Source organism: Streptomyces sp. NPDC097619 (genome assembly GCF_040302735.1).
Taxonomy (GTDB): domain Bacteria; phylum Actinomycetota; class Actinomycetes; order Streptomycetales; family Streptomycetaceae; genus Streptomyces.
Genome location: NZ_JBEOSD010000145.1, coordinates 1 through 21,210, shown reverse-complemented (window position 1 = coordinate 21,210; position 21,210 = coordinate 1). Strand labels below are relative to the sequence as shown.

Sequence of the window (21,210 nt, the reverse complement as noted above, 5' to 3'; positions counted from 1 at the left end):
CACTCGCTACGACAAGACCCGCGAGTCCTACCAGGCAGCCGTCACCATCGCGTCCCTGTTCCTCTGGCTAAAGCCTCTTTGAAGACACTGCCTAGGCCGGCGCCCGGGCCGGGCCGCGGCCAGGGCCGCGGTGGGGCGGTGAGCGGGGCTCCCGGTCAGGGCGTGGGGGGTGCCGGGGGGTCGGGGCCGTGGCGGAAGGGCACGACGGCGACGGCGCAGAGCAGGGCGAGGACGGCCGCCAGGGCCCAGGCGGAACCGGGGCCCGCGTAGAGGAGGCCGCCGACGAGGGCACCGAGGAAGAGGACGGCCACCGACAGCAGTCGGCGGCGACCGGCGGCCCCCCAGGGGTCGACGGCGAGACCGGTGAGGGTACGGGTGACCACGGTGGTGGTGAGGTCGGGCAGGCCGAGGCGGAGGACCACGGCGTTCTGCAGGCCCATGCCCGCGGCCAGCGGCACGAGTACCGGGTAGCGGCCGCCGCCGCAGGCCAGGACGATGAGGGCGGCCGCGGTCAGGAGGGCCTGGAGGGCCACGAGTCGGGCGAGCAGCCGGGCACCCGCGGGGCCCGCGCGGCGCCGGCCCGCTGCGGCGGCGCCGAGGAGGAAGGAGGCGAGGGCGGCGGCGGAGGCGGGGGCGGAGAGTTCCCCGAAGCCGGCGAGGGCGAACCCGAGGAAGACGACGTTGCCCGTCATGTTGGCGACGAACACGTGCCCCAGTCCGAAGAAGCTGACGGCGTCGACGAGCCCGCTCGCGAAGGTCAGCACCAGGAGGAGCGACCCGAGGTGCGCCCTCGGGTGCCCTTCGGGATACAGCAGCCGCCCCCGCGTGCGCGGGGTTCCGCCGGGTCCGCCTGGCTCGTCCACGCCTCCCAGTGCACCAGCCCGGCCCGGCCGCCGCGACCGGACGCCACGAGATCCCGCCGAGTCCCGGCCGGGCCCCGTGGCCGGTACCGCTTCGGTCAGCGTTCGGAGAGCTCGGTGGGGGCCTCCTGGACCATCCAGCCGTTGCCGTCGGGGTCCTCGAAGGACAGGAAGGAGTTCCAGGTCCCGCCCTTGCCCTCCGTCCAGCCGTGCTCACCGACGTGCCGCACCGGGGAGACCGGGACCCCGCGCTCGGTGAGCCCGCGGTGGGCCGCCTCGATGTCGGTGACGCAGAGCTGGAGCCCGTGCAGGGCCCCCGGGGTCATCTCCTTGCCTCCGGGAGGCGTCGGCAGCCCGGACTGGAGGGCGATGGAGCAGCGCGAGCCGGGCGGGGTGAGCTGGATGATGCGCACTCCGGGCGCCACCTCGTCGTCGAGGTCCACCGCGAAGCCGACGCGGTCGGCGTAGAACTCCTTGGCGCGGTCGAGGTCGGTGACGGGGACCATGACCACTTCGAGGGTCCAGTTCATGACGTGTCTCCAGGCGAGGGGCCGGCGGGTCCGGCGCACTCCCCCACCGTCCCCCACCGGACGGAGCCCGCGCACCCGGAACGGCCCGAGTGGTCCGGGCGACCGGGGGCCCGGCGGGTCCAAACGGTCCGTTACGCGAGCGCGTCCGCACGCGCTCGCGTCGGGTCCGCCCCGGTGCGGTCGCCCCGCTACCCGGCGCCCGCGACCCGGCGCCGTCGGCTGGTTCTCCTCGATCGGTCGTTTTCGATCAGTCGTCCTCGATCACCGAGAGGACGTTGCCCGCCGGGTCCTTGAACCAGGCGATGGCGGGGCCGTGGTCCGGGTCGCGGACGACGCCCTTGTCGTCCTGGGGGAAGCCCTCGTACCGCTCGAAGGAGACCCCGCGGGCGGTGAGGGCGTCCACGGCGGCCTCCACGTCCGGCACGGGGAAGTTGAGGACGGTGAACCCGGCGGGCCGGTGGTCGTCCTTCGGGTAGAGCAGGACCCGGTTCCCGCCCTCCAGCTCCAGGAAGAGCATGCCGTGGTCCGGGGTGACCCGGACCCCGAGGACCTCCCCGTAGAACTCCCGCGCCGCGTCCATCGAATCCACCGAGTACCCACTGAAAGCCCTGCTCGCCGCCAGCATGCCGCTCACCTCCGGTCGCCCGTTCCCCGCCCGTCCACGTCCTCTCCCCAGCATCCCCCGGAGCCGGGGACGGCGCAGCGCGCCGGCGGGATCCGGACCGGCCAATTCCGGCCATGACCGAATCGCGGGTGATCCCGATCTCCCACCTCAATTCGAGTAAGGGTCCGCGAGTGAGACGAGTTCCGGCCGAATTCACGTGTCGAGTGAACCGGAAAGGAGGTTTCACCGTCCTGCGGCGATGAGGAATTCGTTCACCTCTCAACAGCAGTAACAAGCCATTGGCAACTTCTTGCCCAAGTCGAGGTGACGACCAGGGGACCAAGGTCCCGAGCCTGTCGAGAGGCCGTCCGATAACTCGACTTCCGCAAGATCTCTTCTGTAATGTGCCCCTCATTCACCGCCCGATGGGGGGCGGAACGACGGCCGTTTCGCGCCCCGGTTCCGCTCCCACGCGCATCCGGGGAGTCGATATGCGCTTTCAGCTCCTGGGGCCCCTGAGTATTGCGCAAGGCTCCGAAACCGTCGTTCTCAAGCCATCCAAACCGACCAGCCTGCTCGCCGCCCTCTTGCTCAATCCCGGTTCCGTGGTCTCGGTGTCCTATCTGCTCAGCGCCGTATGGGACGAGGAGCCCCCGGGCACCGCGCGGGCCGCGCTCCAGACCTGCGTGCTGCGGCTCCGACGGATCTTCGCCAAATACGGAATAGCGGCGGACACCATCGAAGCCGTGCCCGGTGGCTACCGCATGCGGGTGGACGCCGCCGGCTCGGACCTGGTGGCCTTCCGCCTCCTCGCCGAGGGCGCGGCCGCCGCGGGCCGGGACCGGGGACCGGGCGAGGAGCTGTACCGGCTGCGGGAGGCCCTGTCCCTGTGGCAGGGCCAGCCCCTGGCCAACGTGGCCTCGCGCCTGCTCCAGCGGGACGCCGTACCCGCCCTCCAACAGGAGCGGCTGCGGGTCCTGGAACGGGTCTGCGACCTCGAACTGGCCGCGGGCAACTGCCACCAGGTGCTGGTGGACCTGTACGAGACCGCGACCGCCCGGCGCCATCCGGTGCGGGAACGGTTCACCGAGCAACTGATCGAAGCCCTGTACCGCACCGGTCGGCAGGCGGAGGCCCTGGCCGAGCTGCGGACCGTCCGCGAACGGCTCCGCGAGGAGCTGGGGGTGGACCCCGGGCCCGGGCTGCGCCGGCTGGAGCTGGCCATCCTGCGGGCGGAGGAGCTGGGCGGGGCCCCGACGGCCCTGCCGGCGGGGCGCTCCGGCCGGTCCTCCGGCGCGGGGGCTCCGGTGCTCTCACTGACCTCGGGCACCGGAGCGACCCGCTCGGGCGTCCCGGCGCCCGCGTTCCCGGCGGGACGGCAGGGTTCCGCCGCCCGGCCGATCCGTACCGGCACGGTGACCTCGGACGGAGCGGAGCTGCCGCCGCCGGCCGGTTTCACCGGTCGTGCGGCGGTGCGGGCCGCGCTCACCGCTCAGCTCACCGACCCGGCCGGGCCCCGGCTCGTCGTGGTGTCCGGGGCCCCCGGCATCGGGAAATCGGCCCTGGCCCTGCGGTGCGCGCACGACGTGCTCGCCGCGTTCCCGGGCGGGGCCGTCCTCGTCCCGCTGACCGGGCCGGACGGTACTCCGGTCGGCGAGGCGGAGGCCCGGACCCTGCTGCCGGCCCCCGGCGACGGGGGCCGGCTGCTGCTCCTGGACGACGCCACGGGGGCGGCGCAGGTCCTTCCGCTGTTGGCCGCCGTCACCGGGACGGACACCCGGGTGGTCGTGACCAGCCGGAACGCCCTGGCGGCGGTGGTGGCCACGCACGGCGGGGCGGTGCACCGCCTCGACGTGCTCGGGGAGGCCGAGGCGCGGGCCCTCCTCTCAGGGCTCGCGGGACCGGACCGGATCGCGGCGGAGCCGGAAGCCGCCGGCGAACTGGCCCGGGTCTGCGGGCACTTCCCCTTGGCCCTGCGGATCGCGGCGGGACGGTTGCTGACCCGGCCGGGCCTGTCCCTGGCGGACTGCGCGGCCTGGATAGCGGCGGATCCCCCGGGACGGCTCGCCCTGCCGGGCGGTCCGCGACTGTCCGTGCCCGAGGTGTTCGGACAGGCCCTGGAGGCCCTGCCCGAGGAGCTCCGGGAGGCGTTCCTGCGCCTGGCGGACGCCCCGCGGGAGCCCGCGCCCGGCCGGGGCGTAACCGAGGAGGAACTCGAACAGCTGGTGGACGCGGGGCTGTTGGAGGACGGGCCGCCGGGCCCGTACCGCATGCACGCCCTGCTGCGTCGCTACGCGCGTCACCTCACCGGGTGCGTGCCCGGCGCCGCCGCCTGACACCCCGCCCGACCTGCGAGGAGACCGGAACGGAGCACGACAGGACGGGACCGCGGTCCGGGACCTGCCACGGTCCGCCCACCGGGCCCCGCCCCGGCCACCCGCTCGACCACCACCCCACCGACCACACGGCCCCACCCACCGCACAGGCCCCACCACCCACCTCCCGGACCGGCTCCCCCTTCCACCCCGCGCCCCCCTGACGAGCCCCCAGACCTCCCCTTTCCCCTCCGACCCGCTCCTCACGGCCATCCGGATCCTCCATGCTCGCGGCATTCACGTCGCCCACACGGTTCATCCGGTTCACGGCATTCGAGCCCGAGCGATCCGCTTCCCGACCCTTCCTCAGCACCCGTAGCAACCACGGCATTTGCAGGCCCCGGCACCGGAGGGCGCGTTACCCGCGCCCGCTCCGCCCCGAGGGCCTCCGACCCTTCCGACGGCCCGCGCCGCCGGCCAGACCGCACACGGGGGTACCCCATGACCCGATCCACCTTCGACGCCGTCGCCGCGACCCGACCCCGGATACGCCGGGACGTGCTGTTCACGCAGACCCCGGACGGGGTGCTGTTCCACAACTCCGACGGCGGGTTCCGGCTCAACGCCAAGTCCGCCTACCGGTTCGCGACGCTGATCGTCCCGCACCTCGACGGCACGCACACGGTGGCCGACCTCTGTACCGGGCTCGGCGAGGCACAGCGGAGCATGGTCGCGGAGCTGGTGAGCACCCTGTACGAACGGGACTTCGCCCGCGCGGTGGCCGAGGCCGGCCCGGAGCCGGACGGCGGTCTCTCCGCCGACGTGGCCCGCCGCTACGCCCCGCAGATCGCCTACGCCGAGCACTACGCCGACGGGGCCGCCGCCCGGTTCGCCGCCTTCCGGTCCGCTCGGGTGGCGGTCCTCGGTGAGGACGAGACGGCACGTTGGGCGGTGCTGAGCCTGGTCCGCAACGGCTGCGCGACCGTCGGGTTCCTGCCCGGGACGGACACCGTGGAGGCCGCCGCGGAGGCCGCCGAGGCGGGTGCCGACGGCTGCCCGGTGGAGCTGCTGCCGCTGCCCGCAGGAGAGCCGACCTGGTCGGCGCTGGCGGATTGGGACGTGGTCGTGGTCACCGGCGGCCCGGCCGCCCCGGCACGCCTGCTGCCGCTGCTGCGCGAGGGGGTGCCGGAGGGCAAGCTGCTGCTGCCCGCCTGGACCTTCGGCGGGTACGGGGTCACCGGCCCCCTGTCCCGGTCCGGCGGCCCGGCGTGCTGGGGCTGCGCGGCGCTCCGGCTGGGCTCGGGCGGCACCGAGGGCGCGGCGGGGGCCGCGGCGGGGCTGTGGAACGCGCTGGCGCTGCCCGGTGCCCCCGCCCCCGGGGTCCCCGTGTCCGGGCCGCTGGCCGCGATGACCGGCAACCTCCTCGGCTACGAGGTGTTCCGCGTGGTCTCGGGGGCGCTGCCCGCCGAGACCGACGGGCAGGTGCTGGTGCAGGACCTGGACTCCCTGGACGTGACGGCCGAGCCGCTGTCCCCGCACCCGGCCTGTCCGCTCTGCGGGGGTGCCGCCGCGGCGACCGCCGCGGCCGGGGCCGTCGAACCGGTGGACCTCACGGCGGCCGGGGCCTCGGCGGCGCCCGCGCTGCCGACCCTGGACACCGCCCGGGACGCGGACGCGCTGGTGGAGGAGTTGAACCGGCGGGCCGTCCTGGTCCGCCCGCACACCGGGGTGTTCACCCGCTACGAGGACGAACCGCTCACCCAGATCCCGCTGAAGGTGAGCGCCGTCGGCTTCGGGACCGCGCCGGGTGCCCGGCGCACCGTCGCGGCCTTCGACGTGCACCACGTGGCGGGAGCCCGGATGCGGGCCCTGGACGCGGCGGCCCTGGTGTACGCCGAGCACGTGGCCCCGGCCCCCGAGGTGGTGGCGGAGGCCGCGGGGGCCGCCGTCGCGGAGGGGCTGCTGTCGGCCAGCGGGGTCGCGGGCCGGCCCGCCGCGTGGCAGCGCGGGGTGTCCCTGTCGACGAAGGAGCCCGTGCTCGTCCCGGCGGGCGCGGTACGGCCCTTCGGCCCGCACAACGCGGCCGGGTTGTTCGAGCGGACCCGGGCGGGTGCCGGAGCCGGTCCCTCGCCGGCCGACGCCGCCGCCGCGGGCCTGCTGTCCGCGCTCTCCCACGCGGCCCTGCTGCGCGCCGTGCGCGGAGCACCTGCCGCACCGGTGCCGCTGCCCTCCACCGAGGTCGCGGGCGGCGCGGAGGCGGACGCCGAGCTGACCTTCCTCCTCCGGTCGGCGGACCGACTGGAGCTGCCCGTGGAACTCCTCGACCTGGGCGAGGAGGCGCACAGCGGAGCGCACGTGCTGCTGGCCCGTTCCGGCGGCCGGTGGGCGGTGGGCGCCGCCCTGGAGCGGCGGGAGGCGGCCGTGGCGGCGCTGCGGGACCTGCTGGGCGCGGCGCAGTACGAGCGGGACGCCGCCTCCGGTGACGGGCCCGCGGACACCGGGGACCCACTGCTGCGCGACCTCGACCCGCGGGCCCTGGCCGTGGCGGGCGAGGCGGCTCCGGAGTCGGGGGCGGCGGGCGGTGCGCGCGGCTGGACCGAGGTCCTGGAGCGGCTGGCGGCGGCCGGCCGGGACGTGCTGGTCGTGCGCACCGGACCGGCCGATCTGGCGGCCGCCGGCATCCACACCGTCCGGGTGCTGCTGGCCTCGGCCGCCGGAGTCGGGGAGTCCCGCGATGGCTCCTGACACGGCACCGGCCCCGGCGGCGGGGCCGGCTGAGGAGGCCGCCGACCGGTTCGCCGCGCTGCTGGCCGGGGAGCTGGCCGCGCTCGGCGGGCCCCCGGTGGAGCTGGGCGTCCTGGGGCTGCGGGACGCGTTCGCCGCGCCCGCCGGGCCGGGCGGACCGGATCGGGCCGGGGCCACGCCGGCCGTCCCGGTGCGGTTGTACGGCCGTCAGGCCGTGGTGGCCGGGCCGGGGGTGTGCCCGCGCTGTCTGGAACGGCGCTGGCAGGCGGTGCGGTCGGTGGCGCTGCGGGACGCGCTGGAGCTGGGCGGGGCGACCCGTCCGGCGGGGGCGTGGCCGTACGCGCTGCCGTTCGCGGCGGGGTTGCTGGCGGCGCTGGTCACGGCGGAGTCCCGGCGGGACCCGGCCGTCGCGCGGTCCGGCTCCGGCGGGTTCCCGGAGGTGCTGCTGCTGGACCTGGCCGGGGGTGCGGTGCGCCGGTACCCGCTGGTGCCGGATCCGGAGTGCCCGGTGTGCGCGGTGCCGGTCACGGACGCGCCGGGCGAGCCGGAGCTGCGGCCCGCGCCGAAGTACCGGCCCGGGGTGTTCCGGACCCGGCCCATCGAGTCGTACGGCATCGAGGTGGCGGCGTTCGCCAACCCGCTGTGCGGGGCGCTGGGCCCGTCGCTGGTGCAGGACGTGTCCTCCACCTCGACCTCCGCGACCATCGGCTGCTTCTCGATGCGTTCCGGGGAGTACCTGCGGGAGACGTTCTGGGGCGGGCACACCGACTCCTTCGACCGCAGCGCCCGGGTGGGCGTCCTGGAGGGGCTGGAGCGGTACGCGGGCATGCGGGCGCGGTCCCGCACCACCTCGGTGCGGGCCTCCCTGGACGCGTTGGAGCCGGGCACGGCCGTGGATCCGCGCCGGGTGGGCCTGTACGACGACGCCTTCCACCGGGACAACCCGCGGGTGCGGCCGTTCGCGGCGGACCGCGAGATCCCCTGGGTGTGGGGCTGGTCGCTGCGCGACGGGGCGCCGCGGCTGGTGCCGGAGGTGCTGACGTACTACCACGCGCCGGGTCTGGAGAACCGGTTCGTGCAGGAGAGCTCGAACGGGTGCGCCTCGGGCGGGAGCCTGGCCGAGGCCGCGTACTTCGGGCTGATGGAGGTGGTGGAGCGCGACGCGTTCCTGCTCACCTGGTACGGGCGGCAGCCGCTGCCCGAGATCGACGTGAGCACCAGCACGCGGCCGGGGACCCGGGCCATGGTGGACCGGCTGGCGCTGTACGGGTACCGGGCGCGGTTCTTCGACACCCGGATCACCTTCCCGGTGCCGGTGGTGACGGCGGTGGCGGAGCGTTTCGACGGCGGTCCGGGGCGGATGTGCTTCGGCGCGGGCGCCGGGCTGGATCCGGAGTCGGCGTTGGACTCGGCGCTCTGCGAGATCGCCACCGACGCCGTGAACCTGCCGGGTCGCACCGAGCGGGACGAGGAGCGGCTGCGGGCCATGGCGGCGGACTTCTCGAAGATCACCGCGCTGCACGACCACCCGTTGGTCTACGGGGTGCCGGAGATGGGCCGGTGGGCGGAGTTCCTGCTGCGGGCGCCGCAGGAGCGGCTGCGTCCGGTGGCGGAGCTCGCCTGGCCCGACGGGTCCGGCGCGGCGGTGGCCGGGGACGTCCGCGCGGACCTGGAGCGGTGCGTGGCGGCCGTGGCCGAGCACGGTTTCGACGTGGTGCTGGTGGACCAGACCCTGCCCGAGCAGCGGCGGTTGGGCCTGCACACGGTGAGCGTGCTGGTGCCGGGGCTGCTGCCGATCGACTTCGGCGCCTCCCGGCAGCGGGCGCTGGGCATGCCCCGGCTGCGGACCGCGCTGCGCGCGGCCGGGCTGCGCGCCCACGACCTGGACCCGGCGGAGTTCAACCCGGCCCCGCATCCCTTCCCGTGACCGCGGAACCGGCGGTCGGACCAACCACCCCGCCGTCCCGACGACTCCCCCGCAGGAGGAACCCCGTGGGCTACGCCCCCACTTACGCGCACGACATCATGCACCGCGGCCGGATCCCGATGGAGCCCGCCGACTTCGTCCCCGACTGGTCCGACCGGCCGCGGAAGGCCAAGTACTACCCGGACGCGGAGCTGCTGCCGCTGCCGTCGCCCGGGCCCGCCGGGCCGGGCGCCCCTGGCTTCTCGCTGGAGTTGTTGGGCGGGCTGTTGCAGGACAGCTACGGGCTGACCGGGCGGCGGCTGGCCGTGCAGGCCAACACCGACCTGGGCGCGCTGCCGCACTACACGCACGCCAACTGGTCCCGGGGCACGGCCTCGGGCGGGGGGCTGTACCCGGTCAGCGTGTACTGGGCGGCCGGTCCGGGGGCCGCGGTGACCCCGGGGCTGTACCACTACGCCCCGCACCGGCACGGGCTGCGGCGGCTGCTGGCGGGCGACGTGACCGGTGAGGTGCGGGCCGCCACGGGCGGTGCCGGGCCGGAGCGGGCGGACGCCGGGTACCTGCTGCTGGGCGTGAAGTACTGGCAGAACTCCTTCAAGTACAACAGCTTCTCCTTCCACGCCGTGAGCATGGACGTGGGGGCGCTGGTGCAGACCTGGCGGCTGTGGGCGGCCGGGCGGGGCCTGGACGTGGACCCGTTGCTGTGGTTCGACGAGGAGAGGTTGGCCCGGCTGTTGGGCACCCCGGACCGGGAGGAGGGGATCTTCGCGGTGGTGCCGCTGGACCCGTCCGGTGCGCGGTCCCCCGCGTCCGGGGTGCCGGCGTCCGAGGTTCCGGCGGCCGGGGAGGGCCCGGTGGTGGTCCGGCGGGACGTGGAACGCTCCCGCCGGGTGCTGGAGTTCGAGACCCTGGAGCGGATCCACGCCGCGACCCTGGGGCGGGCCGCCGACCGGCCGGCCCCGGGTGCCCTGGACGCGGCGGCCGCCGGGCCGGTGCCCGGTGGTGAGCCGGTGGCGCTGCCCGCGCCGCGCGCGGACCGGCTGGACGTGCCGGCGGCGCTCCGGGCCCGCCGCAGCAGCTTCGGGCGCTTCGACGCGAGCCGCGCGGTGACCGCCGAGGAGCTGGCCGCGGCGCTCGCGGACTGCGCGGCCACCTCGCTGGGCTCGGAGGCCGAGGGCGCCGACGGCGGCGGTCTGGTGCGGTTGTACGCCTTCGTGAACCACGTGGCGGGGATCGAGCCCGGCAGCTACGCCTACGATCCGGCGGCGCACGCGCTCCGGCCGGTCGTGACGGGCCCGCCGGGCTCCTTCCTCCAGCGGAACTACTTCCTGTCGAACTACAACCTGGAGCAGGCGGCGGCCGTGTTGGTGCCCGCCGTGCGCACCACCGCCGTCCTGGACGCCGTCGGGGACCGCGGCTACCGGCTCGTCGGCGGGACGATCGGGGCGGTCGCGCAGACCTTCTACACGACGGCGGCGGCCCTGGGGCTGGGCGCGGGGGTGGCCCTCGGTTTCGACAACATCTCCTACACCGAGCACCTGGGCACGGCCGGTACGGACGAGGCCCCGCTGCTGATCATGCTGCTGGGGCACGAGCGGCCCCGGCCCGCCGACTTCCGGCACGAGATCGCCTGAGGGGGAGAGCAGGATGAGGACGACCACCAGGACCGGCCCCGCGGGGGCCGGGACGGCGGGGCGGCAGCCCTGGCGGACCGGGGAGCACCTGATGCTCCGGGTCGCCGGGCTGCCCGCCGCGGCCGTGGACGGGCTGCGCTGTCCCGGGGCGGCCGACTGGGCGCGCCGGGTGCTGGACGCGGAGGCGGGGCTCGGGGCGGAGGCCGAGGAGCTGGGCGAGGTCCTGCACCGGGCGGTGGCCCTCACCGACCCGGCGCCGGACGGGCCCGGGGTGACCGCCCGGCGGGCGCTGCTCGGGCTGCGCAGGAAGATCCACAACGGGCGGGTGCCGGACCGGGCCGAGGAGGCGGTGACGGCGCTGGCGGGGCTCGACCCGGCGGGCGCGGTCCGGCTGACGGAGTGGCTGGAGCGGCAGGCCCGGTTCCGGGCCCTCCTCGCCGAGGGCGAGGGGCTCCTCGCCGACGATCTGACGGCGGGCCGGCGGGAGCTGGCCGGGCTGCTGGAGGACGACCGGCTGCGGCTGGGCCTGCTGCTGGCCTCCCCGGTGCTGGAGGGCCGGTTGGGCCCGCTGGCGGAGGCCGCCGCGACGGGGGCCGAGCCGCGCGGCCGGGCCCGGAAGGCGGAGCGGGCGGTGCTGTCGTATGTGTACCGCACGGCCTGCAAGACCAGCCCCTTCAGCACCTTCACCGCCCTGGCGACCGGCCGGGCCGTGACCGCCGGGGAGGCCGGGACGGGGCCGGTGCGGGTGGCGGACATCTGGACCGGGCACGTCCGCCTCAACGTGGTGGTGCTGGCGCGGATCGCGGAGCTGGTGCTCGCCGATCCGGTGCGGCGCCGGGACCTTCCGCTGCGCCCCGCCTCCGGCTGGGGATGGGAGGGCGAACGCGTCCGGTACGTGCGGAAGTCGGTGGCCGCGGGCGACGACGACGCGGCCGTCACCTTCGACGCCGCCACGGACCGGCTGTTCTTCCTGCGCCGCAGCGGCACCCTGGACCGGTTGCTGGCGCTGTTCGCGACGCGCGGGGAGCTGCGCCACCACGAGCTGACGGAGTGGCTGGCCGCCGAGCACGGGGCGGGGCCCGAGGAGTGCGAGGCGTACGTGGACGCGCTGCGGCGCCTGGGCATGGTCCGGGTGCCGTGCCTGGACACGGTGGTGCACGGCGGTGATCCGCTGACCGCCTTCAGGACGGCGCTGGCCGGGCTCGGCGCGGCCTGGGCGGACCGGCTGGCGGAGTCGCTGGCCGGACCGGCGGCGGTGCTGGAGCGCTATCCGGCGGCCGGGCGGGACGAGCGGCGGGCTCTGCTCGCGGAGCTGCGGGCGGGTCTGCGGCGGGTGCAGGAGGAGCTGGGCGCCGGGGCGGCGGGGCTGCCGCAGACGCTGGTGTACGAGGACGTGAGCGCGGGGGCGGACCTGCCGGTGGTGCTGCCGGCGCTGGATTCGCTGCGTTCGGTGGAGCGGATCCTGCCCGCCTTCGACCTGACGCTGGCCCAGCGGATCACCTTCGAGGGCTTCTTCACGGCCCGGTACGGGGAGGGCGGTCGCTGCGAGGACCTGCTGGGGCTCGTCCACGACTTCCACGAGGACTTCTTCGACCAGTACCTGTCCTTCACCGGGAAGCGCCGCCCCTACGACGAGCACGGGGAGTACGTGCCGGAGGAGAACTGGCTCGGACTGCCCGGGATCCGCGCCCTGGACGCGGCCCGGCGGACCTTCACCGGCCGCATGCGGGCGGCGTGGGCGGCGTACGGGGATCCGACGGGTGCCGCGGAACTGCGCCTGACGGAGCCGGACATCGCGGCCGTGGCGGCGGAACTCGTACCGATCGAGCGGGGTTTCACACCGCGTGCCCATCATCTCCAGTTCGGTGTGGACCCGGTGGGCGGGGAGCCGCGGACGGTGCTCAACCGCGCCTACGGCGGGCTGTCCTTCCCCTTCAGCCGGTTCACGCACGTCTACGAGGACGCCGCCGGCCCCCGTGGCGCCGAGGGCGTTCCGGAGCGCCCGGCCGACGGTGCGGGGGCCGACCTGTCGGCGCGGCTGCGGGCGGCGAACGCCGCGGCGGCTCCGCCCGGGGCCGTGCTCGCCGAGGTCACGGGCGGTCCGGTGACCACGAACCTCAACCTGCACGGGCGGCTCACCGAGTACGAGATCGTCTGCCCCGGTGAGACGGGCACCCTGCCGGAGGACCGGCGGCTGGACCTGGACGACCTGTACGCCGAGCACGATCCGACGGCCGGTCGCGTGGTGCTGCGCTCGCACCGGCTGGGCCGGGAGGTGATCCCCGTGTACCTGGGCTACCTGGTGCCGTTGGCGCTGCCCGCGATCCCCCGGACCCTGCTGCTGCTGTCGCCCTCCTCGATGTCCCCGCTGGACGTGTGGGCGGGGGTGCCGCGGGAGGACGCGGACGGACCGGTCCGGGTCCGGCCCCGGGTGGTCCACGGGGACCTGGTGCTGGCCCGGCGGAGCTGGACCACCACCGCCGGTGACCTGCCCGCCCGCGGGGCGCGGAGCGCCGCCGACTTCCTGGACTGGCAGCGCTGGCGGACCGCGCACGGGCTGCCGGAGCGGGTGTTCGCGACGGTCGCGGCGGCCGTGGGCCCCGCTGCGGGGGCGAAGCCGCAGTACGTGGACTTCGCGAGTCTGCTGTCCCTGGAGACCTTCGAGGCCCTGCTCGGCGAGGGCACCGACCGGGTGGTGTTCCGGGAGCTGCTGCCGGACACCGAAGGGCTGCCGGTGCGTTCCGCGCGCGGCGGCCACGTCACGGAGTTCGCGGTGGAGACCTTCGGCTCCCCGGCGGCGGGTCCCGCCGCCTTCCCCACGACCGATCCGCACCAGGAGGGCCCCGTCCGATGTCCGAGCTGAGCACCACGGAGCCGCAGCGCGGCGACTGGCAGGCCGTGCACGTCTTCTACGCGGCCAACCCGCAGCCCCTGCTGCTGAACTGCGTCCGTCCGCTGGTGGCGGAGCTGACCGGGGAGGGCCTGATCTCGGGCCACTTCTTCATCAACTACTGGTTGGAGGGCCCGCACGTCCGGCTGCGGCTGCGGCCCTCCTCGCCCGCGGCGACGGAGGAGGTGCGACGGCGCGCCGAGGAGGCCGTCGCCGCCTTCCTCAAGGCGCGGCCGGCGCTGTACCAGGTGGACTCCGGCTTCCTGAACGAGTTCTACAACACCCTGTTCGACATCGAGTTCCCCGACGGGGACCGCGACTCCTTCATGGGCGCGGACGGCCGGATGAACCTCCGCCCGAACAACTCCTACGCCTGGGTGCCCTACGAGCCGGAGTACGGCAAGTACGGCGGCCCGGCCGGGGTCGAGCTGGCCGAGTGGCACTTCGCCCGCTCCAGCGATCTGGTCATGGACGCCCTGGGCCGGATGAACCTGCACCTGCGGACGGTGCTGCTGGGCACCTCGGCGCAGCTGATGATGGTGATGGCGGGGGTGTTCCTGCCGGACCGGGAGGAGCTGGCCGCCTACCTGGACTCGTACTACCACTTCTGGCACAAGGCGTTCCCGGGGACCGGGTTCATCGGCACCGACGAGTACGACCGGAACTACGCGCAGACCGCCCCGGGGCTGTCCCGCCGTTTCGAGGGGGTCCGGGAGGCGCTGGCCTCCGGGGACACCGGACGGCTCCCGGAGTTCCTGGCCGGGTGGGCGGCGCACTGCCGGGACCTGCGCGACCGGGCCGCCGAGCTGGCCTCCTCGGGACGGTTGGTGTTCAGGTCCTGGGACGGGACCCGTGACGAGCCGGTCACCGATCCGGCGGAGGCGCTGCCCCGGCTGCTGTCGCCGTACCTCCACATGACCAACAACCGGCTGCACGTGACCATCCGGGACGAGGCCTACCTGGCGCACCTGCTGGGTCGGGTGCTGCGGGAGCGGCCCGGGGCGGCGGCCGCCGCGGTGGCCCCGTGACCGGGCCGGTCCCGGCCGACGGCGGTCGGGGGGCGGGCGCGCCCGGCTCCCTGCTGGAGCACCGGCCGGCGCTGCGGGCCGACGTGCTGCTGTCCCCGCCGCTGCTGAACGGTCCGGCGACCGTGCACCTGGTGAAGGACCCGGTGTCGGGGGCGGCCTTCGAGATCGGGCCCAAGGAGCACTTCCTGGTGTCCCGGTTGGACGGCCGCCGCAGCCTCGCCGAGATCGGCGCCGCCTACGGCGCGGCCTTCGGTCGGCGCCTGGACGAGCGGAACTGGCAGCAGCTGCTGGCCCTCCTGGGCTCCCGACGGCTGCTGGCCGGCGGGCCCGCCCCGGCCGCCCCCGAGCGGTCCGCGCAGCCCTGGGAGGGCACGCTGCTGCGGGGGCGGGTCCGGCTGGTCGCGGACGCCGACGCCGCCACGGCCCGGCTGCACCGGTGGCTGCGGCCCGTGCTGCACCCGGTGCCGATGGCCCTGCTGCTGGCGGTGTGCCTGGGCATGGAGGGGCTGCTGACCGCCCGTGCCGGCCGGCTGGTCGAGGACCTGGTCTGGGTGTTCGGGCAGCCCGCCGCCCTCCTCGGGGTGGCCACGCTGCTGTGGCTGAGCACGGCCCTGCACGAGTTCGCGCACGGCATCGCGGCCCGGCACACCGGCGGCACCGTCGGGGAGATCGGGCTGCGCTGGCGACTGCCCGTGGCGATCATGTACTGCCGGGTGGACAACTACCGTTACCTGCCGCGTCGTCGGGACCAGGCCGCGGTGGCCGGCGCGGGCGCCTTCGCCAACCTGCTCTTCCTGCTGCCGTTCTGCGGCTGGTGGCTGCTGCTGCCCGCCGCGGACCCGACGGCCCGGACCCTGTCCGTGCTGCTCCTGCTCGGCAGCGCGCAGGCCCTCGTCAACCTGGTTCCGCTGCCGCCCATGGACGGGTACGCCCTGCTCGGGCACGCCCTCCGGGTGACCCGGCTGGCCCCCGCCGGAGCCGCGTACGCGCGGCTGCGGATGCGGGACCGGACCGCGGCGGCCGCCTACCCGGCGCGGGCCCGCCGGATCTACCTGGGCTACACCGTCGGGTCGGCGGTGCTGGTCCTGCTGCTCCTGGCAGCCGCCGTCACGGGAGGCTGGTACGCCGTCACCCGTTGACCCCGCCCGCACCCGGGCACCCGCCGGACCCTCCCGGCCCACCCGGCCCATCCGTCACCACACCGAGGACGCACCGCCCATGAACGCACACAGCAACCAGCCGCCCGAGCCCACCGCCCTCTCCGCCCACGAGGTCCGCAAACGCTACGGGGACCGCGATGCCGTGGCCGGGGTGTCCCTGGAGGTCCGCCGCGGGGAGTTCTTCGGCCTCCTCGGCCCCAACGGGGCCGGGAAGACCACCCTCATCGAGATCCTCGAAGGGCTGCGGCAGGCCGACTCCGGGACCGTCAGCGTCCTCGGCCACAGCCCCTGGCCGCGGAACACAGGTCTGCTGACCCGCATGGGGGTGCAGACCCAGACCTCCGCCTTCTTCGTCCGCCAGACCGCCCGGGAACACCTGGTCACGGTCGCCGGGCTCTACCGCACGCCCCCGTCCGCGGCCGACGAGACCCTGGCCGTGGTGGGTCTGACCGAACAGCGCGACGTCCTCGTCGAGAACCTCTCCGGCGGGCAGCGGCAGCGCCTGGCGATCGCCTCCGCGCTGGTCCACGGACCCGAGCTGATCTTCCTCGACGAGCCCACCGCCGCCCTGGACCCGCAGGCCCGCCGGGACCTGTGGGAGGTGCTGCGCGGGCTGAAGAGCCGCGGCCGCACCATCGTCTACACCACCCACCACCTCGACGAGGCCGAAGCCCTCTGCGACCGGGTGGCCATCATGACCGCGGGCCGCGTCGTGGCCCTGGACTCCCCCATGGAGCTGGTCCGGGCCGCCGGGGCCCCCTCCCGGCTGCTCGTCCCCGCCGGACGGATCGCCCCGGACGAGGCCGCGGCCCTGCCCGGTGTGGACCGGGTCAGCGAACAGGGCGGCTCGCTCGTCCTGGAGACCTCCGCACCCGGCCGGGTGCTCCAGGCCGTGGACGCCGTCACCGGCCTCGACGGGGTCCTGACCCGCACGGCCACCCTGGAGGACGTCTACCTCGAACTCACCGGCGCGGCCCGGGCCGCCGCCTCCCCCACCGCCACGGAGTACCAGGCATGAGCGCGTACACGGCACTGACCGCCGCCGGATACCGGGCCCAGGTCCGGGACAAGGCCACCCTCTTCTTCACCTTCGCCTTCCCCCTCCTCTTCCTCGTCGTGTTCGGGCTGATCTTCAGCGGCCAGGACGTGGAGGAGACCGGACGGCCCTACATCTCCTACATCGCGCCCGGGGTGATGTCCTGGGGCGTGGCCAACGCCGCCGTGTTCGGCATCGCCTTCACCCTGATGCAGTGGCGCCGCGACGACCTGCTGCGCCTGATCCGGCTCAGCCCGACCCCGCTCGGCACGGTCCTCGCCTCCCGCTACGTGCTCAACCTCGGGGTCGGCCTGGTCCAGGCGGCGGTGTTCGTGGCGGTGGCGATGCTGCCCGGCTTCGGCCTCGAACTCGACGGCCGCTGGCCGCTGGTGGTACCCGTGCTCGTGCTGGGCGTCACGGCCTTCATGGCCATCGGGATCATCGTCGGCACCTACGCGAACACGCCCGAGGCGGTGGCGGCCATCGCCAACTGCATGATGGTGCCCATGGCCTTCCTGTCCGGGTCCTTCCTGCCGCTCGACATGATGCCGGACTGGCTGCGGTCGGTTTCCCGGATCCTCCCGCTGCGCTACCTCAACGACGCGGCCACCGGCGCCCTGACCGGGGCCGGTTCCCTCGGCACCATCGGGCTCGGCTGCGCCGCCCTCGCCGGGTTCGCCCTGGTGTTCGGACTCATCGGGTTCAAGACCTTCCGCTGGAGCAACCGCGCATGACGACCGCCCCCGCACCCCCGCTGCCCCTGGAGGCGGCCCGCGCCGCCCTCCAGACCGCCCTGGCCGGCACCGGCCCCGCACCCGGGCCGATCGTGGTCACCGTCGGCGCCCACGACACCGTCCGCACCTCCCCAGGTGGCGGGCCCGCGGCCCGCGCGGTCCCCGACCCGCACGCCGCGGACCGGCCGGCCGCCCGGGTCCACCTCACCGCCTCCGCCGTCCTCATCGGCCCCTGGGGCGGCGACGGCACCGCCCCGGCCTGCGGACGCTGCCTGGCCATGCGCTGGCAGCGGCTGCGCAGCCGCTCGGAACGCGACGCCCTGGAGACCGGCACCGGCCCCCTCACCCCGGTGGCCACGGACTGGCCGCGCCTGCCGGCCCACACCGTGGACGCCGTCCGCGCCCTGTACGCGGCCGTCACCTCGGGCACCGTGCGCGCCCCCGGCGACACGGCCGCCGACCGGTCCCTGCCGCAGGTCAGCCGCCTCGACCTGAAGACCCTCCAGGTGCGCTCGTACCCGCTGCTCGCCGACCCTCTGTGCCCGGACTGCGGCCCACGGGGCACCGACGCCCCCGCCCCGTTCACCCCGCGTCCCCGGCCCAAACCGCGGCCCGGCGCCCAGCGGTTGCGGGCCGCCGACTCCTTCCCCCTGCCGTACGGGGCCCTCGCCAACCCGGTGACCGGGGTCCTCGGCGGCGGCACCTGGATCAACGTGACCTCCCCGACCACCGCCCCGGTGGCCGGCAGCGTGTTCATGCGGGGCTACGCCGGCCTGACCGACGTCACCTGGAGCGGTCAGGGCAACAGCTTCGCGCGCAGCCGGGACCTGGCCCACCTGGAGGGCCTGGAACGGTACGCGGGCACCCACCGGCGCACCGGCTCCACCCTCCTGACCGCCTCCTACGCGGAGTTGGGCGAGGCCGCCCTCGACCCGGCCACCTGCGGCTTCTACGCGGAGTCCACCTACCGGGACGACCCGCTCGTCTCCCCCTTCGACCCGGCGCGCCCCATCCCCTGGGTGTACGGGCACTCCCTCCGGGACGACCGTCCGGTGCTGGTCCCGGCCCGCCTGGTCCACTACAGCGCCGGACTGGCCGCCGACAACTTCGTCTTCGAATGCTCCAACGGCTGCGCCATCGGCAGCTGCACGGAGGAGGCCCTGCTGGGCGCGCTGCTGGAACTCATCGAACGGGACGCCTTCCTGGTGGCCTGGTACGGCGGGCAGCGGCTCACCGAGATCGACCTGGCCACCGTGCCGGGGGACGCCGTGCGGGCCATGGCCGACCGGGCGGCGCTCCAGGGCTACGAGGTGCACGCCTTCGACAACCGGATCGACCTGGGCGTTCCGGTGGTCACCGGGCTCGCGGTCCGCCGGGACGGCGGCCCCGGGCTGTTCTCCTTCGGCGCGGGCGCGGCCCTCGACCCGGTGGACGCGATCGAGGCGGCCCTGTCGGAGGTCCTCACGTACATCCCGCACCTGCCCGGCCAGGTGGCCGAACGACAGGGCGCGTTGGAGGCCATGGCCGCGGACTTCGGTCGGGTGCTGCACCTGAAGGACCACGCCCAGCTGTACGGGCTGCCCGCGATGGCCGAGCACGTGCGCCCCTACCTGGAGCCGGTGGCCGTCCGCCCGTTGGCCGAGGTCTACGGTCCGGACCGGCCGGCCCCGCCGGTCTCCGCCGACCTGCGCGAGGACCTCGCGTACTGCGTGGACCGGCTGACCTCGGCGGGTCACGACGTGATCGTCGTGGACCAGACGACCCCCGAGCAGGAACGGATCGGCCTGCGGACGGTGTGCGCCGTGGTCCCGGGGCTGCTGCCCATCGACTTCGGCTGGTCCCGGCAGCGTGCCCCGTACCTGCCCCGGCTGCGGACGGCCGCCCGACGGGCCGGACTCCGCGACACCGACCTGACCGACGCGGAGATCCGGATGGTGCCGCACCCCTTCCCCTGACCGGCCCTGCCCCGGCACGGCCACGGCCGGGCCCGCCTCGTGGCGGGCCCGGCCGTCCGCGGTCCCGGACCCGGCCACGCGAAAGAGGGGCCCGGCGGACCGGGCCCCTCCACGGGTGCGGGCCGACGCGGCCCGCACCCGTGTGCCGCGCGCCCGGAATCAGGCGGAGCAGGAGGTGGTGCTGGTGGTGGAGGAACAGGTGGAGGTCGAGGAGCAGCTCGTCGAACCGGCGAGCACGACCTCGCTGGCGTCGGAGTAGTCGGAGATCTCGAAGGTCTCGGACTCCAGCTCCAGGATCTCGTCGGCGAGCGAGGCGAGGGGGGACTTCTCCATGGTGGGCTCCTTTAGTCCGGCGAAAGCACCGTGGTGTGGAATGGGAACCGGGTCACCCGTGGGCGACCGGCCTGGAGCCATCTCATCGCCCCGCGCCGTCAAAGCGCCCCGCGTACCGCCGGCAGTTCGTGTCAGCGGGATGACACCGCCGCCTCGCGCGCGCCCGCGAGGCTCGTGGGCATGACCGACCGACTCAGCGCGCTACTGCGCCCGTTGACCGCCTTCTACCTGGACGTGCACGGGAACCCGGAACTGTCCGGGGCCGAGGCGCGGACCGCCCGGCTGTTCGCCGACCGGCTGGCCGGGGCGGGCCTGGAGGTGACCACGGGGATCGGCGGCCACGGGGTGGTGGGGGTGCTGCGCAACGGCCCCGGCCCGGTGGTCCTGCTGCGGGCCGAGCTGGACGCCCTGCCCGTGCGGGAGGCCACGGGGCTGCCCTACGCGGCCCGGGGCGGGGCCGCGCACGCCTGCGGGCACGATCTGCACCTGGCCGCGGCGGCCGGGGCGGCGGAGCTCCTGGCCGCGGACCGCGGCGGCTGGCGGGGCACGCTGATGGTGGTGGGGCAGCCCGCGGAGGAGACCCTGGACGGGGCCCGGGCCATGCTGGAGGACGGGCTGTACGAGCGGTTCGGCCGGCCCGACGAGGTGCTGGCCCAGCACGCCGCCCCGCTCCCGGCGGGCATGGTGGCCCACGGGTACGGGCCGGTGACGGCGGGCAGCGTCACCTTCCGGGTGGTGGTGCACGGGCGGGGCGGGCACGCGGGCGCCCCGCACCTGACGGTGGACCCGGTGGTGACGGCCGCCCACCTGGTGACGCGCCTGCAGACGGTGGTGGCCCGGGAGGCGGCGCCCACGGACCCGGTGGCCGTGACGGTGGGCTCCTTCCACGCCGGGGACCGCCCGAACGTCATCCCCGACCGCGCCGAACTGGGCGTCACCGTACGGGCCGTGGGGGACGCGGCCCTGGACCGGGCGGCCGCGGCGGTGGAGCGGATCGCGCGCGCCGAGTGCGCGGCGGCGGCCTGCCCCCGGGAGCCCGAGGTCGTACGGACCGGCGGTTCCCCGGTGACGCACCCCGATCCGGGGCTGACGGCGGCCCTGCGGGCCGCGCACGCGGCCGAGTTCGGGGAGCCGGCCGTGGCCATGTGGCCGCCCTCCCTGGCCACGGAGGACTTCGCGCTGTTCGGCGAGGCCGGACGGGCGGTGCACGGGGCCTCAGGGGTGCGGCTGGGCTACTGGATGCTCGGGGTGACGGGTCCGGCGACCTGGGCGCGGACCCCGGGGAACTCGGCGGCCCTGAAGCTGGCGGCACTGCCCGCGAACCACTCCCCCGCCTTCGCCCCCGACCCGCGGACGGCCCTGCCCGCCGGGGTCCGCGCCCTGGTGGCGGCGGCGAGGGCCCGGCTCGGGCGCCCCGGCGAGGGGGCTCCCGCCTGAGGAACGACGGCGCCGCCGCACC

General features: G+C 75.7%; 15 protein-coding genes. 11 read left to right on the top strand and 4 right to left on the bottom strand.

Going from position 1 to position 21,210, the window contains the following annotated elements:
• Window positions 1-155: 155 nt before the first annotated feature.
• The 3 genes from ABTZ17_RS29295 to ABTZ17_RS29285 form a co-directional block, all read right to left on the bottom strand.
• Window positions 156-863 (bottom strand): YoaK family protein, encoded by a 708-nt coding sequence (locus tag ABTZ17_RS29295; protein WP_352198771.1) that lies wholly within the window; start codon window positions 861-863, stop codon window positions 156-158.
• A 95-nt stretch (window positions 864-958) separates the two neighbouring features.
• Window positions 959-1,390 carry a VOC family protein gene (locus ABTZ17_RS29290; protein ID WP_352198770.1) on the bottom strand — a complete coding sequence of 144 codons (432 nt, stop codon included), beginning with the start codon at window positions 1,388-1,390 and terminating at the stop codon, window positions 959-961.
• A 247-nt stretch (window positions 1,391-1,637) separates the two neighbouring features.
• The gene (locus ABTZ17_RS29285; protein WP_352198769.1) at window positions 1,638-2,015 is read right to left on the bottom strand and encodes a VOC family protein; all 378 of its coding nucleotides are present in this window, start codon (window positions 2,013-2,015) and stop codon (window positions 1,638-1,640) included.
• A gap of 470 nt (window positions 2,016-2,485) precedes the next feature.
• Here ABTZ17_RS29285 and ABTZ17_RS29280 point away from each other — a divergent pair, with 470 nt between their 5' ends.
• The 10 genes from ABTZ17_RS29280 to ABTZ17_RS29235 all read left to right on the top strand — a co-directional run bounded on the left by ABTZ17_RS29280 (window position 2,486) and on the right by ABTZ17_RS29235 (window position 19,418).
• Window positions 2,486-4,330 carry an AfsR/SARP family transcriptional regulator gene (locus ABTZ17_RS29280; protein ID WP_502994892.1) on the top strand — a complete coding sequence of 615 codons (1,845 nt, stop codon included), beginning with the start codon at window positions 2,486-2,488 and terminating at the stop codon, window positions 4,328-4,330.
• A 480-nt stretch (window positions 4,331-4,810) separates the two neighbouring features.
• On the top strand, window positions 4,811-7,054 hold the full coding sequence (locus tag ABTZ17_RS29275; protein ID WP_352198767.1) for a TOMM precursor leader peptide-binding protein: 2,244 nt from the start codon (window positions 4,811-4,813) through the stop codon (window positions 7,052-7,054).
• Window positions 7,044-8,981, top strand: a complete 1,938-nt coding sequence (locus ABTZ17_RS29270) for a TOMM precursor leader peptide-binding protein (protein WP_352198766.1) — start codon at window positions 7,044-7,046, stop codon at window positions 8,979-8,981. The genes ABTZ17_RS29275 and ABTZ17_RS29270 overlap by 11 nt, the downstream gene beginning before the upstream one ends.
• 65 nt (window positions 8,982-9,046) lie before the next feature.
• A complete protein-coding gene (locus ABTZ17_RS29265; RefSeq protein WP_352198765.1) occupies window positions 9,047-10,615 on the top strand; it encodes a SagB family peptide dehydrogenase in 1,569 nt (522 codons plus the stop codon).
• Between the two features lie 13 nt (window positions 10,616-10,628).
• A complete protein-coding gene (locus ABTZ17_RS29260; RefSeq protein ID WP_352198764.1) occupies window positions 10,629-13,478 on the top strand; it encodes a lantibiotic dehydratase in 2,850 nt (949 codons plus the stop codon).
• Entirely contained in the window at window positions 13,466-14,533 is a 1,068-nt protein-coding gene (locus ABTZ17_RS29255; RefSeq protein ID WP_352198763.1) for a lantibiotic dehydratase C-terminal domain-containing protein, read from the top strand. The genes ABTZ17_RS29260 and ABTZ17_RS29255 overlap by 13 nt, the downstream gene beginning before the upstream one ends.
• A complete protein-coding gene (locus ABTZ17_RS29250; protein WP_352198762.1) occupies window positions 14,530-15,672 on the top strand; it encodes a peptidase M50 in 1,143 nt (380 codons plus the stop codon). The genes ABTZ17_RS29255 and ABTZ17_RS29250 overlap by 4 nt, the downstream gene beginning before the upstream one ends.
• A 79-nt stretch (window positions 15,673-15,751) precedes the next feature.
• The gene (locus ABTZ17_RS29245; protein WP_352198761.1) at window positions 15,752-16,711 is read left to right on the top strand and encodes an ABC transporter ATP-binding protein; all 960 of its coding nucleotides are present in this window, start codon (window positions 15,752-15,754) and stop codon (window positions 16,709-16,711) included.
• On the top strand, window positions 16,708-17,463 hold the full coding sequence (locus ABTZ17_RS29240; protein ID WP_352198760.1) for an ABC transporter permease: 756 nt from the start codon (window positions 16,708-16,710) through the stop codon (window positions 17,461-17,463). Before ABTZ17_RS29245 ends, ABTZ17_RS29240 begins: the two co-directional genes overlap by 4 nt.
• A complete protein-coding gene (locus tag ABTZ17_RS29235; RefSeq protein ID WP_352198759.1) occupies window positions 17,460-19,418 on the top strand; it encodes a TOMM precursor leader peptide-binding protein in 1,959 nt (652 codons plus the stop codon). The genes ABTZ17_RS29240 and ABTZ17_RS29235 overlap by 4 nt, the downstream gene beginning before the upstream one ends.
• A gap of 159 nt (window positions 19,419-19,577) precedes the next feature.
• Here the strand turns inward: ABTZ17_RS29235 and ABTZ17_RS29230 are convergent, their stop codons facing one another.
• Entirely contained in the window at window positions 19,578-19,751 is a 174-nt protein-coding gene (locus tag ABTZ17_RS29230; RefSeq protein WP_007268044.1) for a thiazolylpeptide-type bacteriocin, read from the bottom strand.
• A 180-nt stretch (window positions 19,752-19,931) separates the two neighbouring features.
• Between ABTZ17_RS29230 and ABTZ17_RS29225 the strand changes: the two genes are divergently transcribed.
• The gene (locus ABTZ17_RS29225; RefSeq protein ID WP_352198758.1) at window positions 19,932-21,188 is read left to right on the top strand and encodes an amidohydrolase; all 1,257 of its coding nucleotides are present in this window, start codon (window positions 19,932-19,934) and stop codon (window positions 21,186-21,188) included.
• Window positions 21,189-21,210 lie beyond the last annotated feature (22 nt).